General features: G+C 68.9%; 17 protein-coding genes. 5 read left to right on the forward strand and 12 right to left on the reverse strand.

All coding sequences use genetic code 11. The features are described 5' to 3' along the window. Window positions 1-35 precede the first annotated feature (35 nt). A complete protein-coding gene (locus tag SYV04_RS01280) occupies window positions 36-1,514 on the forward strand; it encodes a mechanosensitive ion channel family protein (RefSeq protein WP_321543711.1) in 1,479 nt (492 codons plus the stop codon). Window positions 1,515-1,589: 75 nt separating this feature from the next. Here SYV04_RS01280 and SYV04_RS01285 read toward each other — a convergent pair whose 3' ends face one another. Further along, complete coding sequence (locus tag SYV04_RS01285; RefSeq protein WP_321543712.1) at window positions 1,590-2,609, reverse strand: metallophosphoesterase; 1,020 nt, start codon at window positions 2,607-2,609, stop codon at window positions 1,590-1,592. Between the two features lie 47 nt (window positions 2,610-2,656). After that, window positions 2,657-3,322, reverse strand: a complete 666-nt coding sequence (locus SYV04_RS01290) for a S1 family peptidase (protein WP_321543713.1) — start codon at window positions 3,320-3,322, stop codon at window positions 2,657-2,659. A gap of 169 nt (window positions 3,323-3,491) precedes the next feature. On the opposite strand from SYV04_RS01290, the gene SYV04_RS01295 reads away from it, so the two are divergent. The 3 genes from SYV04_RS01295 (at window position 3,492) to SYV04_RS01305 (ending at window position 7,588) form a co-directional block, all read left to right on the forward strand. Next, window positions 3,492-4,283, forward strand: coding sequence for a glutathione S-transferase family protein (locus SYV04_RS01295; protein ID WP_321543714.1), 792 nt, complete (start codon window positions 3,492-3,494; stop codon window positions 4,281-4,283). A gap of 249 nt (window positions 4,284-4,532) precedes the next feature. Beyond that, window positions 4,533-6,389 (forward strand): ATP-binding protein, encoded by a 1,857-nt coding sequence (locus SYV04_RS01300; protein WP_321543715.1) that lies wholly within the window; start codon window positions 4,533-4,535, stop codon window positions 6,387-6,389. Next, on the forward strand, window positions 6,386-7,588 hold the full coding sequence (locus tag SYV04_RS01305; protein WP_321543716.1) for a hybrid sensor histidine kinase/response regulator: 1,203 nt from the start codon (window positions 6,386-6,388) through the stop codon (window positions 7,586-7,588). Before SYV04_RS01300 ends, SYV04_RS01305 begins: the two co-directional genes overlap by 4 nt. Window positions 7,589-7,599: 11 nt before the next feature. Here SYV04_RS01305 and SYV04_RS01310 read toward each other — a convergent pair whose 3' ends face one another. After that, the gene (locus SYV04_RS01310) at window positions 7,600-8,151 is read right to left on the reverse strand and encodes a hypothetical protein (RefSeq protein ID WP_321543717.1); all 552 of its coding nucleotides are present in this window, start codon (window positions 8,149-8,151) and stop codon (window positions 7,600-7,602) included. An 88-nt stretch (window positions 8,152-8,239) separates the two neighbouring features. On the opposite strand from SYV04_RS01310, the gene SYV04_RS01315 reads away from it, so the two are divergent. Continuing rightward, window positions 8,240-9,340 (forward strand): DUF2891 domain-containing protein, encoded by a 1,101-nt coding sequence (locus SYV04_RS01315; RefSeq protein ID WP_321543718.1) that lies wholly within the window; start codon window positions 8,240-8,242, stop codon window positions 9,338-9,340. Between the two features lie 3 nt (window positions 9,341-9,343). On the opposite strand, the gene solA is transcribed toward SYV04_RS01315, so the two are convergent. The 9 genes from solA to SYV04_RS01360 all read right to left on the reverse strand — a co-directional run bounded on the left by solA (window position 9,344) and on the right by SYV04_RS01360 (window position 20,905). Continuing rightward, a complete protein-coding gene (gene solA / locus SYV04_RS01320; RefSeq protein WP_321543719.1) occupies window positions 9,344-10,474 on the reverse strand; it encodes an N-methyl-L-tryptophan oxidase in 1,131 nt (376 codons plus the stop codon). Window positions 10,475-10,589: 115 nt separating this feature from the next. Beyond that, the gene (locus SYV04_RS01325; RefSeq protein WP_321543720.1) at window positions 10,590-12,428 is read right to left on the reverse strand and encodes a S8 family peptidase; all 1,839 of its coding nucleotides are present in this window, start codon (window positions 12,426-12,428) and stop codon (window positions 10,590-10,592) included. 82 nt (window positions 12,429-12,510) lie between these two features. Further along, complete coding sequence (locus tag SYV04_RS01330) at window positions 12,511-14,130, reverse strand: flavin monoamine oxidase family protein (RefSeq protein WP_321543721.1); 1,620 nt, start codon at window positions 14,128-14,130, stop codon at window positions 12,511-12,513. A 121-nt stretch (window positions 14,131-14,251) separates the two neighbouring features. After that, complete coding sequence (gene gabT, locus SYV04_RS01335) at window positions 14,252-15,520, reverse strand: 4-aminobutyrate--2-oxoglutarate transaminase (RefSeq protein ID WP_321543722.1); 1,269 nt, start codon at window positions 15,518-15,520, stop codon at window positions 14,252-14,254. Window positions 15,521-15,547: 27 nt separating this feature from the next. Continuing rightward, window positions 15,548-16,972: a gamma-aminobutyraldehyde dehydrogenase gene (locus SYV04_RS01340; protein WP_321543723.1), complete on the reverse strand. Its 1,425-nt coding sequence runs from the start codon at window positions 16,970-16,972 to the stop codon at window positions 15,548-15,550. 16 nt (window positions 16,973-16,988) lie between these two features. Next, a complete protein-coding gene (locus tag SYV04_RS01345; protein ID WP_321543724.1) occupies window positions 16,989-17,816 on the reverse strand; it encodes an ABC transporter permease in 828 nt (275 codons plus the stop codon). After that, window positions 17,806-18,732 (reverse strand): ABC transporter permease, encoded by a 927-nt coding sequence (locus SYV04_RS01350; protein ID WP_321544461.1) that lies wholly within the window; start codon window positions 18,730-18,732, stop codon window positions 17,806-17,808. Before SYV04_RS01350 ends, SYV04_RS01345 begins: the two co-directional genes overlap by 11 nt. Window positions 18,733-18,734: 2 nt before the next feature. Beyond that, window positions 18,735-19,751, reverse strand: a complete 1,017-nt coding sequence (locus tag SYV04_RS01355) for an ABC transporter ATP-binding protein (protein WP_321543725.1) — start codon at window positions 19,749-19,751, stop codon at window positions 18,735-18,737. A gap of 5 nt (window positions 19,752-19,756) precedes the next feature. Beyond that, window positions 19,757-20,905 (reverse strand): ABC transporter substrate-binding protein, encoded by a 1,149-nt coding sequence (locus SYV04_RS01360; RefSeq protein WP_321543726.1) that lies wholly within the window; start codon window positions 20,903-20,905, stop codon window positions 19,757-19,759. Between the last annotated feature and the right edge of the window lie 63 nt (window positions 20,906-20,968).

Consider the following 20,968-nt stretch of genomic DNA (forward strand, 5'->3'; position numbering starts at 1 on the left):
CCCTCACGGATCGGCTCAGTCAGAGTTTCCGCGTCTTGCTTCCCTTCCTGCAGAGCAATGTGTCCCTGGTCATCGGGGCGGTGCTGGTCGTCCTCCTGTTCGCGGCCCGTGCGGCCAGCGCGGACAAGGACTTCCGGCGGGACCTGCGGGGCGCGTTCCGCTTCCTCACCGCGTTCCTGATCTTCCGCCTCGCGGCGTGGGCGGTTCCGGAGAACGCGCCGAGCTCGGTACACAAGTTCATCCAGGTCGCCTGGATGCTCGCCTTCACCTTCGGTGTCATCCGCGCCGGAGTGTCACTGGCGCTGAAGATCGTCCGGCTGCGCTCGCCGGATGCGGTGCCGAAGATCCTTAGGGACGTCATCGACTTCTCGCTGTACGGGCTGGCGGCCCTGCCCATCCTCCAGACGCAGCTCAACCTGGACCTGGGGGGACTGCTGGCCACCTCCGCAGTGCTGTCGGTGGTCATCGGTCTGGCGCTCCAGGAGACGCTGGGCAACCTGTTTGCGGGCCTGTCGCTGCAGTTGGAGCGGCCTTATCAGGTAGGCGACTTCATCCGCATCGGCGAGTACACGGGGCGCGTGGTGCAGATCGGCTGGCGCGCCACGCGCATCATCACCTTCCGCCGCGAGAGCGTGACGCTGCCCAACAGCAAGGTGGCCAAGGAGGTGGTGAAGAACTTCTCCTATGGCTACGAACCGGTGGCGATCGACATCGAGCTGAAGCTCTCGTACGAGGCGCCGCCCAACCGGGTGAAGGCGGCGGTGCTGGAGGTGCTGCGAGAGGTGCCCAACGTCGTCCCCGAGCCGAGGCCGATGTGCCGCACGTGGGCGTACGAGGAGTCTTCGGTGCGTTACCAGATCCGCTACTGGGTGGCGAGCTTCGCCCACGCGGACAACGCCATGGAGGAGATCTACTCGCGGCTGTGGTACCGGCTGCGGCGCGAGGGGCTGGAGCCTCCCTTCCCGCGGCGCGTGGTGCATATGCGCGAGGAGGCGGCCCGGTCCGAGTTCGCCTCGGACACGGTGCTGGAGTTGCTGCGCGCGGTGGACCTCTTCGCGCTGTTCGGCGAGGCGGAACTGGACCAACTCCGGCACACGCTGGTGGCGCGGCGCTTCGGCAGGAACGAGCGCATCATCCAGGAGGGCGAGCAGGGTCACACCTTCTACCTGGTGGCCTCGGGCGAGGTGTCGGTGCGCACGGGCAAGGGGCAGGAGGTGACGCGGCTGACGCGGGGCTGCTACTTCGGCGAGATGTCGCTGCTGACGGGCGAGCCGCGCGCGGCGACGGTGGTGGCGCTGGAGGACTCGGTGTTGTTGGAGCTGGACCGGTCGGCGTTCGGGAACATGTTCTCGAGCAACCCGGGACTGGCGCGACAGCTCTCGGCGCTGCTGGCCCAGCGGCGCACCCAGCTGCGCGCGGTGGCGGAGGCGGGTGGCGGAGGCGCGGATGCCGCGCCCGAGGAGGGACGCATCCTCGGCCGGCTGAGGCAGATCTTCGGCCTCTCGCACGACTGAGGCGTATGCACCCGCTCCTCGTGCTCCTCTGAGGTCAGCGCCCCCTTGTCCGCACCTGAGGTCAGGGGTTGACGCTTACTTCCCCTGGGCTGCTTTGCCTGCGGGAGCCTTCGTGGGAGTGCTCTTCACGGCGGGCGTCAGCAGATCCACTCGTCCCTCGGGATAGATCGCCGTGAGTCGATCACCGCGAATCTCCAGGGCCGCGAGGTGTCTGCCGTAACCTGTGCTCAGCCCCGTGTCGATGAACACCGTCCGCCCGCCGAACCGGATCCGGATTCGGCCATCCTCCGTGGTGGTGTGTCCCATCACCATCCGCTTCGCGCCGAAGCGCTTCAACACTTCATCGAGGCGCTCGCCCCACTGCGCCTCCGACTCCAGCGCATAGCCCCGGAACCACAGCGGGCCCAGAGGATGGGTACCACCGCCCGGCGGTTGGCCCTGGAAGAGATCCTGCCGCACCCAGCGGTTGAGCTCCGCGAGCGTCTTCGCTGGCACCTCCGGCTGGAGCCCTCCGTGCATGAAGAGGGTGCCGTCGATGCGCAGCACCGCCGGACGCGCGCGCAGCCACCGGCCGTAGCGGCCCTCGGAGCTGAAGGCCACGCGGTGGCCAGCGAGCCCTCGGGGCGTTCCGGGCGCGTCCGGCGTGGGGCTCTGGTCCGCGTACGAGGCAAGCTCCTCGGGCGTCACATAGCGCCGGTCCCCGAGCATGTTCATCACCTCGTGGTTGCCAAGGAGCACGTGGACGCGGCCTCCAGCGGCGGCGGCCTCGCGCTCCAAGCGCATCAGGAGTTCGTAGGCGTCTCGGGTCTTGGCGCCACGATCGGCGATGTCTCCGGTCTGCACCAGGTGCGCCTTGCCGCCGGTCCACTTTCCCTTCGCGTCGATGACCCCGGCCATCCGCAGCACTTCCGCCAGCGCGTCCACGTCGCCGTGTACATCCCCCACCGCGACCACGCGCTCCACGCCCTCGAAGGTGTCTGGCACCGCATCCTCCAGACGCGGCTGAGCCTCGGGAGTGGCGGCCCAGAGCCACGGTGTCAGCAGAAGCACCCCGACGACACGCAGGGCAGGACAGGACGGAAGAGAGGAGCGCATGGTCTCCTCCCTACACCGGGTTCCCCTGGCCGTGAATCCGTTCTGTTTCACCTGACGCGGGCGGGCTCCTTCCGAGCCATCTCCGTGGACTGGGCTTCCTCCGCGAGCTGCCGCACCACGGGCGCGAACGCGGCGGTCGGAGCCGCGATGCTGCAGGCGGCTCCTCCGTGAACCAGCCCCACCACACGCATGTCGAGGTCCACCACCGGCGAGCCGGAGTCCCCCTTCACCCCGCGCAGGGTGGTGAAGAGGGCCTGCGGCACTCCGGGCAACGAGGGACACCGACCCAACCGCTCCAGCCAGACCTCCTGCGGTTCACTCGCCAGGTCGCTCCGACTCGCGAACAGGAGCCCCTCTCCGGGCCTTGGCAGCTCCGGCGCGATCTCCAGGGCCGGCACACGCGCCACCGTGTCGAGCCGGTAGACCGCGATGTCCTGTCCTTCATCCACGAGCATCTGGGTGCCCGTCAGCCGCTCTCCATCGGACAGCTCGATCGGGATGTTCACCTGCCCCGCATCCACACAGTGCGCCGCCGTCATGACGTGGAGGCCGTCCTCGACGACCACGCCCATGCAGTGGCCGGGGACCAGCGTCACCGTGGCCTCCCGCAGCACCTGCGCGTCCGGCGACTCCTGCGCGGCGCCGCAACCCACTCCCACAGCTCCAATGAGGATGCCTGCGTACAAGTACAAGGAGAGCCGCTTCGCTCGCATCGTTCCCCTCCTCATGTCCGCCGACGGAGCGGGGACCGGGAATGTCCACTGGAGAAAGGATGCGCACACACGCGGCCGGCGCCCGGAGCAGGGCCGCCCCACGAGCAGGCACTCGACCGGTACTCAGGGCTTCAGCATTCCAGGGCTCGCTTCGTAGGATGCGGACCTCATGCCCAGCCCTGAACGGACCCTCTACCAGTTCCCCATCTCCCACTACTGCGAGAAGGCACGCTGGCTCCTGGACGCCAAGGGTCTGGCCTACACCCTCACCAACCTCATGCCCGGCGCGCACCGCCGCGTGACGAAGCGCCTGGCCCAAGGCAGCCAGGGCAGCGTGCCCGTACTCGTGGACAATGGCACCGCGCTGGGCGACTCCACCGAGATCGCCCTCTACCTGGAGCGCACCTACCCTTCCCCCGCCCTGCTACCTCCCCCGGGCCCGGAGCGCGACCGCGTCCTCGAGTTGGAGGACTACTTCGACCACGTCGCGGGCGTCCACGTGCGCCGCTGGGCCTATGGCCACATCATCGGCGGCGGTGCCCCGCTCGGGGACATGATGTTCGGGCCCTACCCCGCCCCCCAGCGCTGGCTGGGCCGCATGATGGTTCCGCTCATCAAGGTCGTCCTCCGGCGCCAGTACCGCATCCACCCTCCCAAGGTGGAGGAGTCGCGGCTCAAGCTGCTCGAAGGGTTGGACCGTCTGGAGCGTGAGATTGGCGGAGACCCCTCGCGCTACCTCGTCGGCTCCTCTCTGACCATCGCCGACATCACCGCCGCCGCGCTCTACTCCCCGCTGGTGGCTCCGGACAACTCCCCCTACCCGCCCCGCCCGGACGCGGAGACTCCCAAGGCCATGGTCGAGATGCGCAAGGCCTTGCGAGACCGGCCCGCCGGCCAGTGGGTGCTGCGCCGCTACGAGCAGGATCGCCTCCGCCCCGCCTCCCTCCAGAGCGCGGCGTAAGCCTCGGTAAGGAGACACCTTACCCCTTCTCACCTCCGCGCCTGCTGGAAAGCCCGAATCTGGTCCCCACCCCTCGTCCCCTCTGCCAGGATGGGTGTTGGAGACCACACAGTGTGTGGAGGGGGGCTGCACGTGCCCCCGTCAACAAGGTAGACCAACAAGCATCCCGGACGGGGGGTTATCCGGGTTCCCCCAGAATCAGCCCCACCGGGCGCTCGGACCCGGGATGCACCTCCGAGCGGAGTACCCATGCGCCGAGGCCCATACGCCTGGTTCCTCCAACGACTGGATTTCTTCCTGCGGGAGGACCAGCGCCGTGCGCCTCCGGACGATGTCAGCCGCTACCGCGTCATCCTCGCCACCGCGAGCCTGCTCACGGGGCTGAGCACCTTCTACCTGCTCGGCGCGCTGAAGCTCGCGGACCCCTTCCAGACGGTGCTCGCCACCAGCTGCATCGTGGGCTACGTGTGTACGCTGCTGTTCGTGCGCACCAGCACCGCGCCCTGGCCTCCGGGCCTGCTGTTGTGCTCCATCATGGCGGGCTCCTATGTCTCCGCGGGCCTCCGCCTGGGGGGGCCGAACACGGGGGCGCACATTGCCAGCACCCTCATTCCCCTGCTGGCCTTCTTCCTCATGGGGGCCCGGGGCAGCTTCTTCTTCGCCGCGCTGATGGCCCTGTACGCGACCCTCATCCACCCCCTCTACCTCGCCGGGTTCGATGTCTCGAGCCCGCTGTTCAGCGGGACCTTGGAGTTGGCGGGCAACCTCTTCGCCGCCCTCTGCATCCTGGGGGTGTGGGGGCTGGTCTATGTCCACAGTCGGGCCCGGGATGATGCGCAGGCGGCGCTCGAGCGGACCCTGCGCGGGCTGGGCGAGAGCGAGCGCAAGCTGTCCAGCCTCGTGGAGTGTACGGACGACGTCGTCTGCTCCCTGGACTCACAGGGCCGCCTGCTCACCGCCAACGCGGCGATGAAGAAGTGGTTCTCGCGGCTCTTCGGGCAGGAGCCCCTGCTGGGCGAGCCCATCGACACCCCCCTCTTCCTCCAGCAGCACCCCGACTGGCCGCTCAGCCTCACCCGAGTCCTGCGTGGCGAGTCCGTGCGCGCCGAGGTGACCTACTCGCTGGCGGAGTACACCCTGGCGCTGGACTTCTCCCTCACGCCCATCCCCGGAGAGGATGGCCGGCCCGCGGGGGTGACGATCTTCGGGCGCGACATCAGCGCACGCCTCGATGCCGAGACCCGCCTGGGCGAGCTGCATCGCAGCCTGATGGAGGCCTCGCGCAAGGCGGGCATGGCGGAGATCGCCACCGGCGTGCTCCACAACGTGGGCAACACGCTCAACAGCGTCAACGTCTCGGCGACCCTCATCGCGGAGCGCCTGCGCGGCTCGCGCGTCACGGGCCTGGCGCGGGCCGCGGAGATGCTTCAAGCGCACACGCAGGAGCTGGGCACCTTCCTCACCCAGGACGAGAAAGGCCGCCTGCTGCCAGAGTATTTCTTGTCCGCCTCCCGGCAGCTGGTGCAAGAACAACAGGTGATGCTCACCGAGGTCCAGTCGCTCACCAAGAACGTCGAGCACATCAAGTCCGTGGTGGGAATGCAGCAGGAGCACGCGAAGTTCTCCGGCCTGATGGAGCACGTGACGCTGCCCGAGCTCATCGATGACGCGCTGCGGCTGCACGCCACCTCCTTCGATCGGCTGGGCATCCACGTCCGCCGCGACTACGCGGAGGTGCCCGCGGTCCTGGTGGATCGACACCGCCTGCTGCAGATCCTCGTCAACCTGCTGAGCAACGCGCGGCACGCGCTGCTGGAGAGCGAGCGCACCGACAAGCAGCTCACCCTGCGCGTCCTCCCCGTGCCCCAGGAGCGGCTGCGCATCGAGGTGGCCGACAACGGGGTCGGCATCTCCTCGGAGAACCTCGCCCGGCTCTTCACCCAGGGCTTCACCACCAAGAAGAGCGGACATGGCTTCGGGCTGCACGCCAGTGCCCTGGCGGCGGCCGAGATGAAGGGCAGCCTCACCTGCGCGAGCGCCGGTCGCGATCAGGGAGCCACCTTCGCCATCGAACTCCCCCTCACCGGCGAGCCTGTTCGTACATGAGTTCCCCCGATCCCACGCCCCGCCGCCTCCTGGTCATCGACGACAACCCGGCCATCCACGAGGACTTCCAGAAGATCCTCGCCCCCGCCGAGGGCAGCACCACGCTGGACGCGCTGGAGTCGGCCCTCTTCGGAGCACCCCAGGCTCGTACCGGGCCGTACCTGTTCCAGGTGGACACCGCCTCCCAGGGCGAGGAGGGCATCCAGCGCGTGCGCACCGCGCGCCGAGAGGGACAGCCCTACGCCGTGGCCTTCGTGGACATCCGCATGCCTCCCGGCATCGACGGGGTGGAGACCACCGAGCAGCTGTGGAAGGAGGATGAGGACCTCCAGGTGGTGCTCTGCTCCGCCTACGCGGACTACTCGTGGGAGGAGGTGGCGCAGCGGCTGGGAATCAGCCAGCGGCTGCTCATCCTCCGCAAGCCCTTCGACAACATCGAGGTGCGCCAGATGGCGCACGCGCTCGCGGAGAAGTGGGAGCTGGCGCGCCAGGGCCGCGCCCACCAGCAGCGGCTGGAGGCGCTGGGGCGGCTGGCGGCGGGCATGGCCAACGAGGCCAGCAGCCCGCTGGGCTTCGTCAGCACCAACCTGAACCACCTGCGCCTGGCGCTGGAGAAGAAGGTCGCGGGCCAGCCGCTGGAGGAGCCCGAGGAGCTGCTCGAGGCGTGCCGGGACGCGCTCATGGGCACCGAGCGCCTCAAGCGCATCGTCCAGGACGTGAAGGTCCTCGCCCGCGTGGAGCCCCAGCCCACCGCCCCCGTGGACGTGCGCAAGGTGATGGAGCAGTCCCTCTCCGAGGCGGGAGAGGCGCTGGGCGCCCGCGTCCGGTTGGTGAAGGAGCTCCAGGCCGTGCCGCTCGTCCACGCCAGTGAGCAGGGGTTGGGCCAGGTCTTCCTCCACCTGATCATCAACGCCGCTCAGGCGATGCCCGAGGCCCACCCCGAGCCGTGGATTCGCGTCGCCACGCACCCTCAGGAGCGGGGCGTCCTCATCGAGGTGCAGGACAACGGCAGCGGCATCGACCCGGAGCACCTCAGCCGCATCTTCGAGCCCTTCTTCACCACCAAGCCGATGGGGGTGGGCTCGGGCCTGGGCCTGTCCATCTGCCGTGGCATCGTCACCGGGTTCGGCGGGCAGATCTCCGTGGACAGCGCGCCGGGCCGGGGCACCACCTTCCGCATCCAGCTCCCGCCCGCCTGAGCGCGGGCGCCTCAGGTGATGTGGAAGCGGTAGTGAACCTCGTTGTTGCCCTTGGAGAAGCCCTTGAGCACCTCGTACTGGAGGTTCCTCGCCCCCAGGTACGTCAGCCCTCCGTGGGCGAAGCCCATCACCGACAGCTCGAAGTAGAGGTGGGGCCGGGGCACGCTGATGATGCGCAGCTCCGTGTAGCTGCTCTCCGGCTTCACCTGCAGCTCGCCCTCGGTGAAGTAGCCCTTCCAGATGCCGGGGGTGAAGAGCAGGAAGCGGCGGAAGTCATTCGGGCTGAACATCGTCTTGAGCTGGCCCTGGCCCAGCGCGTACTCGGCTGACTTCACCCCGAACTGCCACCAGGCCTTCACGTCCCCGTTGTAGAAGCGCTGCACCAGCGCATCGTTGAGGCGCAGGAAGGCGTCCACCGGCAGGCGCGTCACCGGCATCACCGGCTGAGCGAAGCGGGGCTCCCGGCGCGCGAACTCCTCCAGGAAGCTCCGCCATGTCGCCTCCCCGTGCGACTGCACCATCATCTGCTGCCGCGCCAGGAAAGCGACACCTTTGACTTCCATACCGGGGCCTCCACAGCCCGGAGCCACGCCTTTCGGAGCCGCTCCTGTTTTGCTGGAAATTCCAAACCTACCCTGTTTCCCTTCGAGCATGACACTCCTGCTCGTGCTGAGCTTCTCGGCCATGGTCACCACCGCCAGTCCTCCCCCGCCGTCGGACTTCACCGCCGAGGCCGCCACGCGCTTCGCGGAGCTGGCGCTCGGCTGTGTCCACAAGGAGTACCCGAACAAGATCGCCCACGTGCTGAGCAGCGACGCGGACGCGCGGCCTCCGCGCGAGCTCACTCCGGCCTTCTATGGCTGCTACGACTGGCACTCGGCCGTGCATGGGCACTGGCTGCTGGCGCGGCTGGCGCGCACCTTCCCGGAGGCCCCCTTCACCCCTCGCGCCCGCGCGGCGCTGGCCCGGAGCCTCACGCCCGCGAACATCGAGGTCGAGGTGCGCTACATCAACGGCCCGGGCCGGGTGTCCTTCGAGCGTCCGTACGGGCTGGCGTGGCTGCTCCAGCTCGCGGCGGAGCTGCGCGAGTGGGACGATCCCCAGGCCCGCGAGTGGGCCGCCGCGCTCAAGCCGCTCGAGGCGGCGTCGGCCGGGCGAATCCAGCAGTGGCTGCCCAAGCTCACCCGCCCCATCCGCGTGGGGGAGCATGATCAGACGGCCTTCGCCTTCGGCCTCATCCTCGACTGGGCGCGGCTGAGCGGCGAGCGCGAGATGGAGCAACTGCTCACGCAGCGGGTGGAGGCGTATTACGGCAAGGATCGCCGCTGCCCGCTGGCGTATGAGCCGGGCGGACAGGACTTCCTCTCGCCGTGCATCGCCGAGGCGGACCTGATGCGGCGCGTGCTGCCGCCGGCGCGCTTCGCCACCTGGCTGCGCGACTTCATGCCGGAGCTGCCCGCGAATGGCTCCGGCGCCTGGCTGGAGCCGGCGGTGGTGTCGGATCCGAGCGACCCCAAGCTGGCGCACCTGGACGGGCTGAACCTCAGTCGCGCGTGGATGCTGGAGGGCATCGCCTCGGGCCTGCCGCCCGCCGACAAGCGGCTGGGCGCGCTGCGGGCCGCGGCGCAGCGCCACCGGGAGGCAGGGCTGAAGGCCGTCACCGGCGCGCACTATGAAGGAGGCCACTGGCTGGGCAGCTTCGCCGTGTACCTCACCACGGGCCGGGGCCTGCCTCCACCGCGCAAGCCCTGAGGCTCACCGGGTGAAGCGGGCCAGGGAGAAGCGCGAGAGCTCCCATGGCACCTTCCGCTCCGTCGCCATCCAGGCGGCGATGCGGCCCAGCAGCACGGTGAACTTGAAGCCGTGCCCGCTCAGGCCGCCAACGAGCGTCACCCGCGGCTCGCCGGGCAGGTGGTCCACCACGAAGTCCTTGTCCGGCGTCACCGTGTAGAGGCAGACCTTCTCCAGGCTCACCCGGGAGGACAGCTCCGGCAGGTGCTCGGCGCAGTAGCTGCGCAGGGGCTCGCGGTCCGACTCGTGGATCTCCCGATCCACGCGGTCTGGATCCGTCGGCGTGCCGAAGTGGTGCCACGCCAGCTTCACCCCCGGCGCCTGCCCATCGTGCGGGAAGCCGTAGAAGTCCGTGGCGAAGTCGATCCACACCGGGAAGCGCTCCGCGCCATACCCGGCGACGGGTACCTGCTCCTGGGGCTCGAAGTGGCAGTACACCTGCCGCGTCACCGTGAACGGCAGCGAGACGAAGCGCGACAACAGGCGCGCGGTCCACGGCCCCGCCGCGATGACCACCCGGTCGACCTCGAGGGACTCGCCTCCCGCCAGCGCGAGCCGGATGCCTCCCGCGTGGGGCTCGAGGCCCTCGACCGAGACACCCGTGCGCAGCCGGGCTCCGTGCGCCGTCGCCAGCCGGAGGTTGGCGCGCACGCACGCGGAGGCTCGGAGGAAGCCCGCCTCCCGCTCGAACACCCCCGACTCTCCCGCCAGCAGCCGGAGCCGGGGGAACCGCCGCGCACAGGCGGCCGGGTTCAGTTCCTCGAACGGCACGCCGTTGTCGCTCAGCGCGCGCCGGATGGCCACCAACTCCGGGTGCTCCGCTGGACCGAAGAACAGCCCGCCGGTCCGTGCGAACAGCGACTCACCGGCCTCCCGCTCCAGCTCATCCCAGAGCGGATACGCCTCGCCCATCAACGCCGTGTAGAAGCCATCCGTGTACGTCTTCCGGATGATGCGCGAGGTGCCGTACGAGCTGCCCCGGTCATGGTCGGGCGAGAACTGCTCCACCACCGTGACGTCGTGCCCCTCTCGCGCCAGGAACCGCGCCGTCGCGCTGCCCACTCCGCCGGCTCCCAGCACCGCGATGCGTGCCATGCTCCACCTCGGTGGGGAGCCGACTGTCGCTCCCCTCGTGCCCCGCGAATCGTGGCATGGATGCGACTCGCGGGGAACGAGGTGAGGGTGCGAGGCCCCTCACCTCACTTGGGGACTACGGGGCGTAGGTGCCCGTCAGGCTCACGTTGGAGTAGGAGAACTTGATGCCGCCCGGGAACGTGAAGCGGAGCTTCGGCACCAGCAGCACGTACCAGGTGCCCGCCGCCGGAGCGGTGATGGTGCATCGCTCCTCATTCCCGTTGAGCGCCGAGGAGCAGGTAGCGGTGTCGCCCGGCGCCGCGCCGTAATGCACCTGCATGTCCACATCCCCCGAGCCGCCCGTGGTGGAGAACGTCAGGTTCTGCTGCCCCGCCGGCACGTTCAGCGTGAAGTACTTCCAGTTGGTCCAGGACGCCGACAGGCCCGTCTTCGCCACGCCCGCGGTGAGCGCCTGGCTGGCGACGGCCCGCAGGTTGGTGTCCGCGTAGGCGCTCCAGCCGCGGAGCATGATGTACCAAGTGCCCGAGGCAGGGCTGTTGAAGGTACACCGCTCGTTATTGCCCCCCAGGTACGGGCGGCAGTCGAAGACCGTCGTCGTCGGCAGCCCTCCGAACTTCACATACATGTCCGCGTCCCCGGTGCCTCCCTCGAGGTGGAAGTCCAGGGTGTTCATCCCCGCCGGCACGTTCACCGCGAAGTACTTCACGTTGCCCGTCGGGGCGCTGTCCGTGGCGAAGAAGCCGTTGGTCAGCTGCGAGCCCACGAAGCCGCTGTAGAGCAGCTTGTTGGGCGAGTTGAGCCCCGCGTCCCCCACCACGCCCGACGTGGAGTTGTTGATGATGGCGGCGCCCACCTCCGCCGGAGTGGCGGTGGTGTGGACCGACAGATACAGCGCCGCCACGCCCGCCACGTGCGGCGAGGCCATGGAGGTGCCGCTGATGGTGTTGGTGGCGTCATCCGCCGTGCTCCACGCGGAGACGATGTCGCGGCCCGGCGCGTAGATGTCCATGCACGAGCCGATGTTCGAGAAGTTCGAGCGCGTGTCGCTGCTGTCCGTGGAGCCGACCGTGAGCGCCTCGGCGACGCGCGCGGGCGAGCTGAGGCACGCGTCCGACGCGTAGCCGTTGCCCGCGGCGATGGCGTAGGTGACGCCCGCGGCGATGGAGTTGCGCACCGCATCGTCCACCGCCTGCGTCGCCCCGCCGCCCAGGCTCATGTTGGCCACCGCCGGCTTGACGTGGTTGGCCGTCACCCAGTCCACGCCGGCGATGACGCCGGACCACGAGCCGGAGCCGCTGCAGCCCAGCACGCGGACCGCGTGCAGCCGCACCGACTTGGCTACGCCGTACGTCCCGCCGCCGACCGTGCCGGCCACGTGGGTACCGTGGCCGTTACAGTCCTCGGCGCCCAGCCCGTCGGTAATGGAGGTGAAGTCACCGGTGGCACGACCGCCAAAGTCCGTGTGCGTCGTCCGGATGCCCGTGTCGATGATGTAGGCGTGAACGTTGCTCGCGGTGGCGTGGTAGTTGTACTTCGAGTCCAGCGGCAGGTTGCGCTGATCCACGCGATCCAGACCCCACGAGGGCGTCGGCGTCTGCGTGGTGAGGTTGATGCGAGCGATACCGTCCTGCTCCACGTACTTCACCGAGGGATCCTCGGCCAGGCGCTGGGCCTGCTCCTCGGTGAGCCCGTCCACCACGAAGCCCCGCAGCGCGCGCTGGTACGTCTGCGCCACCCGACCGCCGTGGCGCTGCGTCAGCCCGCTGGCCGCCGAGGACACGTTCACCGCCGCCACGCCGGGCCCGGGCTCCGCGAGCACCACGATGTAGCGCCCCGCGATGGGCTCCTGGGCACGCAGCAGCTTGGCCTCGGGAGCGCTGGCCTCCGCGCTCCCGGCGCCGAACATCGTCAGCGACAGACAGGTAGAGATGACTCCGGCTTGCAAGGTCTTCACGCACGGTCCTTTCGGAAAATTGCCGTGCGTCCATACAGGATTTACTGGTTAAGCATCTATACGGGGAATCCCGTAAAGAACCTTACAGCTCGCCGGACTTCACCTTGGCGAGAATCGCCGCCGCGGCGTCCTTGCCGGACAGGGCGGCTCCTTCCATGAAGCCCTGCCACCAGTAGAAGGAGTTGGTGTGCTCGCCGGCGAAGAAGAGGTTGCCCACCGCCTTGCCCTCGTTGCCGCAGATGGAGGTGAACTGCCCCGGCCGGTAACAGGTGTAGCTGCCCAGCGTGTTGGGGTTGGACGGCCAGTGCTCCAGGTGCGCGAGGATCTTCCCGCTGGAGTCGCGCATCACCTTCGTGGAGGCGCCCGGGTACACCTTGTTGAGGTCCGCCACGAAGCGCTCGGCCTCTCGCGCCACGTTGCGCGGATCCAACGCCGCCGCGCGGGCCGCGCTGGAGTAGTCAGTGAGCACCGCGCTCTGGGACGTGGCCTTCGTAGGGTTCGTCTCCCACGTCGCCTGGTGGTTGGGCAGGTTCGAGTAGGAGGCGCCGTTGCTGCCCTGCTCCGCCCAGAAGGGCCCTCGGAAGCCCACCATCATCTTCGCGTTGTTGCCGTAGCCCAGCTGCTGGATGGCCAGCGTCTTCCAGGCCGGCAGCGCCAGCGACACGTCCAGCGACACGTTGCGCAGCACGGTGAAGGGAACGGCGAGCACCACCGCGTCGTACGTGGCGGTGAGCGAGGTGGCGCCGCGCTTCAAGGACAGCTCGATGGAGCCCGCCGCCGTCCTGCGCACCGCCTCGAGCCGCTCGCCGTAGCGCACCTGTCCCGGCAGCCGCGCGGCGAGCTCCCGGGGAATCTGCTGGTTGCCTCCCACCAGGTGGTAGCGCTCGTCGCTCACTCCGAACGGCTCGAAGCGCGAGCGCCGGTTGGCGCGGATGAAGAAGAGGAAGTTGAGGCTGCTCTGCTCGTGGATCGCCAGCCCGTACTCCGCCTCATAGGCGGCGCTGATGGCCGCCTTCAGCACTGGCCCCGCGCCCCGCGTCTCCAGGTACGTACGCAGATCCATCTGATCGAGGGCCCGGTCCGCCGCCGTGTGGAGGTCCGCCGATGGCTCCCCCGAAAGCTGCTGCAAGTCCGGGCGCATCGCCGCCACGAAGGCGCGGTACTCGTCGACGATGACCGACTCCGGGTAGCGCACGCCGCCGAAGTAGTAGAACACCTCGCCGGCGGGCCTGGTGACGTCCTCCTTGGGGAGGCTGAACTCCTGCGCGTAGCCGAGCATCGTCTTGTGCCCGGTGTCGATGAACTCTCCGCCGCGCTCCACCACCTGACCGGGGAAGCTCACCGGCCCCGGGAACGCCCCACCCATCGAGAAGATGCGCCCGCCCGGGCGATCGTTTGTCTCGTGGAGCGTCGCGGTGATGCCCGCGCGCTTCAGGTCATACGCGCACGCCAGACCCGCCAGGCCCGCGCCGATGATGCCCACGTTCAGCGGTCCCGTCCGCTTGTTGGACTGCGCGGCCCAGGCCTCGGAGCCCATCCCCGAGGCCAGCCCCGCCCCCAACACCGTGGCCCCCTTGAGCAGCGAGCGCCGGGACACGCGCATCGCCTCGGCCGCCTCGCGGCTGGGGATGCCCTCCCGCTCCGAGGCCAGAGCAACGCGGGTGGTCTGCCGGAACAGCTCGAAGAGCGGGGTACGGGCCATGGTCCATCCTCCTGGGGGGTAGAGGCGCTACGAGGCGACATTCTGATTTTTGCCGAAATTGAGAAATTCCAGCAAGACCAGATAATCGTCCGAAAGTTGACGCCCCAGGGGATGGCGTTTCCTACCCGGTCAGCGCGCTCTCCAGGAGCGACAGCCCTTCGGCGAAGACAGGCTCGGGGATGGTGAGCGGGAAGAGGAAGCGGAGGACGTTGGCGTAGACGCCGCAGGTGAGCAGCATCAGCCCGCGCTCGAGAGCCCGAGCCTGCACCGCGCGGGTGAAGTCCGGGTCCGGGGTGTGGCCACCGGGCGCGCAGAACTCCACCGCCAGCATCGCGCCCAGCCCGCGCACCTCTGCCATTTGGGGCACTCGGGTCTTGAGCGCTTCCAGTCGGCCGCGCATCCGCTCACCGAGCTGATTGGCCCGCTGCACCAGGCCCTCTTCTTCGATCACGTCCAACACCGCGTGAGCCGCCGCGATGGACATCGGGTTGCCCGCGTAGGTGCCCCCGAGCCCGCCCGGGGCCGGCGCGTCCATCACCTCCGCCCGGCCCGTGACGGCCGACAGCGGGAAGCCTCCCGCCAGCGACTTCGCCGTCGTCATGAGGTCCGGCGCCACTTCGTGGTGGTCCATGGCGAACCACTTCCCCGTGCGCGCGAAGCCCGTCTGGATCTCGTCGGCGATGAGCAGGATTCCGTGCTCGTCACACAGGCGCCGCAGCGCCCGCATCAGCTCGGGCGGAGCCACGTAGAAGCCACCCTCCCCCTGCACCGGCTCGATGAGGATGGCGGCCACCCGCTTCGGCTCGATGTCCGCCTTGAAGAGGAGCTGCAGCGCCTTGAGCGTGTCCTCCACGCTCACCCCGTGCAGCGCCGTGGGGAAAGGCACGTGGTAGACCTCGGGCGGGAACGGCCCGAAGCCCGTCTTGTACGGCACCACCTTTCCCGTGAGCGCCATGCCCATCATCGTGCGCCCGTGGAAGGCGCCGCTGAAGGCGATGACGCCGCTGCGCCCCGTGGCCGCGCGGGCGATCTTCACCGCGTTCTCGATGGCCTCCGCGCCCGTGGAGAAGAACGTCGTCTTCTTCGGGAACGCGCCCGGGGTGAGCCGATTGAGGCGCTCGGCCAGCGCCACGTAGCCCTCGTAGGGCACCACCTGGTAGGCGCTGTGGGTGAAGGCATCCAGCTGCGCCTTCACCGCCGCGACGACCTTCGGGTGGCGGTGCCCCGTGTTGAGCACCGCGATGCCACCCGCGAAGTCGATGAAGCGGCGGCCCTCGACGTCCCACAGCTCCGCGTTCTCCGCGCGAGAGACGAAGAAGGGCGCCATCACCCCGACGCCTCGGGGAGTGGCGGCATCCTTGCGGCGCAGCAGGCTGGCGTTGTCTTTCATGGAGCGCTCCTTATCGGCGGCACGGGCTCAGTACTTCACCATCACGTGGCGCACCGTCGTGTAGTCCTCCAGTGCGTACATCGACAGGTCCTTGCCGTAGCCCGAGCGCTTCATGCCTCCGTGCGGCATCTCGCTCACCAGCATGAAGTGCGAGTTGATCCACGTGCAGCCGTACTGCAGCTCCGCCGCCACCCGCATCGCCTTGCCGATGTCCTTCGACCATACCGAGCTGGCCAGGCCGTACTCCGAGTCGTTCGCCCAGGAGATCGCCTCCTCCGGATCCTCGAAGCGCGTCACCGACACCACCGGACCGAACACCTCGCGGCGGACGATCTCATCGTCCTGCCTCGCGCCCGCCACCACCGTGGGCGCGTAGAAGAAGCCCCCACCGCTGCCTGGCTTGCCTCCCGTGGTGATCTCGATGTGCTTCTGCTGCGAGGCCCGCTCCACGAAGCCCGCCACCCGCTGGCGCTGCCGCTCGGAGATGAGCGGCCCCATCTCCACGCCCTGCCCGTCCGGCCCGCCCACGTTGATGGACGCCGCCGCGCTCGTCAGGTCCGAGACCAGCCGGTCATACACCTTGGCCCCCGCGTACACGCGGCACGCCGCCGTGCAGTCCTGGCCCGCGTTGTAGAAGCCGAACGTGCGGATGCCGGACACCACCGACTGCAGGTCCGCGTCGTCGAACACGATGACCGGCGCCTTGCCGCCCAGCTCCAGGTGCGTGCGCTTCAGACCCTCGGAGGCCGCCTGGAGGATCTTCTGCCCGGTGGAGACATCCCCCGTCACCGACACCATGCGGACCTGCGGCTGGGTGACGAGCTTGGCGCCCACGCTCTCGCCCCGCCCCGTCACGATGTTGATGACGCCCGGCGGGAAGAGGCCGGCGATCAGCTCGCCCAGCTTCAGCGCCGTGAGCGGCGTCTGCTCGGAGGGCTTGAGCACCACCGTGTTGCCCGCCGCCACCGCCGGGCCCAGCTTCCACGCCGCCATCATCAGCGGGTAGTTCCACGGAGCAATCGAGGCCACCACGCCCAGCGGATCCCTGCGGATCATGCTGGTGTAGCCCGCCGCGTACTCACCGGTGGCCATGCCCGTCATGCACCGCGCCGCGCCCGCGAAGAAGCGGAACACGTCCGCGATGGCGGGGATCTCGTCATTGAGCGCCGCCGCGTACGGCTTGCCGCAGTTGCGAGACTCCAGCCGGGCGAAGTCCGCCGCCTTGGCCTCGATGGCGTCCGCCAGCTTGAGCAGCAGCGTGGCCCGATCCTTCGGCGGCGTGCGCGACCAGCCCGGGAAGGCCTTCTCCGCCGCCTTCACCGCCGCCTGGATCTGCGCGGGCGAGGCCTCGGGGACACGCGCCAGCACCTCGCCGGTGGCCGGAGCAAGGATCTCCTCTACCGCGCCCTCACCCGCCACGAACTGCCCGTCGATGAACTGCTTGCCATCCATGGGTCGTCTCCTTGTGTCACTTGCTGCTGCCGGCCACCTGCTCGGTGCCTCGGGTGAGGCGCCAGGCCAGCAAGAGGGGAATCGCGGTGATGATCATCACCAGCATCGCCACCACGTTCGTCACCGGCACGTCCCTCGGGCGCCCGAGCTGGTTGAGCATCCAGATGGGCAGCGTGCGCTCGTGGCCCGCGGTGAAGGTGGTGACGATGATCTCATCGAAGCTCAGCGCGAAGGCGAGGATGCCGCCAGCCAGCAGCGCCGTGGCCATCTGCGGCAGCAGCACATAGCGGAACGTCTGCAGCCCGTCGGCCCCCAGGTCCATGGAGGCCTCCACCAGCGAGGTGGGCATGCGGCGCAGGCGGGCCACCACGTTGTTGTAGACCACCACCAGACAGAAGGTGCCGTGCCCAGCGGCGATGGTCCAGAAGCCCATCTCCACCTCGGACAGCCGGAACGCCGACAGCAGGGCGATGCCGGTGATGATGCCCGGAAGCGCAATCGGCAGCGCGAACATCAGCGTGAGCGCCTCGCGGCCGAAGAACTGGCGCCGGGCGAGCACCAGCGCCGCCATCGTGCCCAGCACCAGGGACATCGCCGTGGCCGCCACCGCCACCTTCAGCGACAGGCCGATGGCCGCCAGCACGTCCTCGCGCTCGAAGGCCACCTCGAACCAGCGCAGGGTGAAGCCCTGGAGCGGGAAGCTGAAGGCGCTCTCCTCGGTGTTGAAGGCGTAGAGGCACACCACCAGGATGGGGAAGTGCATGAACACCAGCCCACCCCAGGCCAGCAGCTTCAGCCACAGGGGAGCGCGGGGCCCTTCGGCCCCCACGGACTCAGAGCGCATCGAAGGCCCCCAGTCGCCTGGCCATGGCCAGGTACGCGCCCACCAGGAGGATGGGCACCACGGTGAAGGAGGCCGCCAGGGGTAGGTTCCCCACCGAGCCCTGCAGCGTGTACACCATGGAGCCGATGAAGAGGCCCGGCGGGCCCACCAGCTGCGGGATGATGTAGTCGCCCAGCGTGAGCGAGAAGGTGAAGATGGAGCCCGCCACCACGCCCGGGAAGGACAACGGGAGGATGACGGTGCGGAAGGTCTGCGCCGGCTTCGCCCCCAGGTCCGCCGAGGCCTGGAGCAGCGCCGGAGGCACCCGCTCGATGGCCGCCTGGATGGGCAGGATCATGAACGGCAGCCACACATAGGTGAACACCAGGAAGCGGCCCAGGTTGGAGGTGGACAGCGAGGTGCCTCCCACGATGGGCTGCTCCAGCAGCCACTCCAGCGCGCCCGTCAGCCCCAGCTTGCCGATGAACCAGTAGATGATGCCGCCCTTGGTGAGGATGACCGTCCAGGCATAGGCCTTGACGATGTAGCTGGCCCACATGGGCAGCATGATGGCGACGTAGAGCAGCCCCTTGGCGAGCCCCTGTGTGTAGCGCGCTACGTAGTAGGCGATCGGAAAGGCCAGCACCGCCGAGGCCACCGTCACCGAGGCGGCCATGCCCACCGTGCGCAGGACGATGTCGAGGTTGGTGTCCTCGACGAGCGCCTGGTAGTTCACCCAGGTGAACTCCGGCGTCACCGCCATGGTGAAGTCGTCGAAGGTGTAGAAGCTCTGGGCCAGCAGCGCCAGCAGCGAGCCCAGGTACACCACCCCGAACCACAGCAATGGCGGGGTGAGCAGCAGGAACAGGCGCAGCGTGCTCCGGCGGTAGAGCAGATTGGAGAGCTGTCGCCCCACTCCGGCGCTCGCGCTCGCCATGCTCACGCCCCCGGCTCCAGCTCCACCATGGCCTGCCGTGACCAGGCGACCCGCACCGTGTCTCCCACCGCGGGCTGGCCCACCGTCTCCTCGGTGTTGGGCACGTTCACCGCGAGCAGCGGCCCGCCACGCACCTCCACCGTGTAGCGGCTGGAGGCCCCGTGGTACTGCACGTCCACCAGCTTGCCGTCCACGCCCAGCCGCTCCGAGTCCACCTCGCGCACGAAGCGGATGTGCTCCGGGCGCACGGAGAAGGGCCGCTCCGCCCCGGTGAGCTGGCGCGCCAGCTCGCCCTCCAGCACGTTCGAGGAGCCCACGAAGCGAGCGACGAACACGGTACGGGGCTTGGTGTACAGCCCCTTGGGCGTGTCCACCTGTTCGATCTTCCCCTGGTTGAAGACGGCCACCCGGTCCGACATGGACAGGGCCTCGCCCTGGTCGTGGGTGACGTAGATGAAGGTGATGCCCAGCCGCCGCTGGAGCGACTTGAGCTCCGTCTGCATCTGCTCGCGCAACCGCAGGTCCAGCGCGCCCAGCGGCTCATCCAGCAGCAGCACGCGGGGCTTGTTCACCAGGGCGCGCGCCAGGGCCACGCGCTGGCGCTGGCCTCCGGACAGCTCGGCCGGACGGCGCTGGCCGAAGCCCTTGAGCGCCACCATCTCCAGCGCGGCATCGGCCTCGGCGTAGCGGCGCTGCTTGTCCACCCCCTTCACCATGAGCCCGTAGGCCACGTTGTCCCGCACGGTCATATGCGGGAAGAGCGCGTAGTCCTGGAACACGGTGTTGACGTCACGCGCGTAGGGGGGAACCCCGGCGGCCTCCTTCCCATGGAGCAGGAGGCTGCCGGTGGTGGGCTGCTCGAAGCCGGCGATCAGGCGCAGGCACGTCGTCTTCCCCGAGCCGGAGGGACCCAGCAACGAGAAGAACTCCCCGTCCTGGATGGACAGGGAGACGGAATCCACGGCCCGCACGGAGCCGTAGTGCCGACTGATCTGCTTGAGCTCGACGGCCTGACTCACGGTGCTCAGCGGCCGCCCATCACGCCGATGTAGTCCTGAGTCCACTTGCTGTAGGGGACGCATGTGCCCTGGCTAGCGCATTTGGCCACCGGCGTCTTCCAGAAGTGGACCTGCTCGAAGCGCTCGAAGCCGTTCGTCTTACAGAAATCCCCGCCACCGGGGGCCGCCGTCTTACAGGCCTCGGGCACCACGGGGTTGGCGCCAAACCACTCGGCCAGCGCCGACTGGAGGTTCTTGTTGAGCGACCACTCCATCCACTTGTAGGCGCACACCGGGTTCTGGGCGTTGGTGTGCAGCATGGTGGTGTCCGCCCAGCCCGTGGAGCCCTCGGTGGGGATGGTGGAGTTGATGGGCTGCTTCTCGGCCTTGAGCGCGTTGACCTGGTAGGGCCAGGCGCTCGAGGCGGCGACGCCCTCGTTCTTGAAGTCGTTCATCTGCACGGTGACGTCGTGCCAATAGCGGTGCGTGAGCTGCTTCTGGGCGCGCAGCACCTTGAGCACCTCGGCGTACTGCTTGTCGTTGAGCTCGTAGGGGTCCTTGATGCCGAGCTCCGGCTTCTTCTTCATGAGGTACAGCGCCGCGTCGGCCACGTAGATGGGGCCGTCATAGGCCTGGACGCGGCCCTTGTTGGGCTTGCCGTCCGGCAGGTTCTGCGGCTCGAACACCACGGACCAGGAGGTGGGCGCCTCCTTGAAGACGTTGGTGTTGTACATGAGCACGTTGGGGCCCCACTGGTAGGGCACGCCGTAGTGCTTGCCCTCCACCGTGTGCCAGGGCGCGTTCTTCAGCCGCTCGTCCACCGTCTTCCACGAGGGGATGAGCTCCAAGTTGATCTCCTGCACCTTCTTGCCGTGGACCAGGCGCAGGCTGGCGTCACCGGAGGCCGTCACCAGGTCATAGCCGCCCTGGTTCATCAGGCTCACCATCTCGTCCGAGGTGGCCGCCGTCTTCACGTTGACCTTGCAGCCGGAGTCCTTCTCGAACTGGGTGACCCAGTCGTACTTCTTGTCGGTCTCGCCGCGCTCGATATAGCCCGGCCAGGCGATGATGTTGAGCTTGCCCTCGGGCTTGCCGAGTTGCTTCGGAGGGGCCGCCAGGGCCTGGCCCGCAGCAGCTACCACCAGACCCATCGCCAACGGCTTCAGGTTCAGCATCCGCGTCGCTCCTTGGAGTGAGGAAGGGTTCACGCGGGCATGGCGAGCCGCCAAACGGCGCTG

It is taken from the genome of Hyalangium ruber, from assembly GCF_034259325.1.
GTDB lineage: Bacteria > Myxococcota > Myxococcia > Myxococcales > Myxococcaceae > Hyalangium_A > Hyalangium_A rubrum.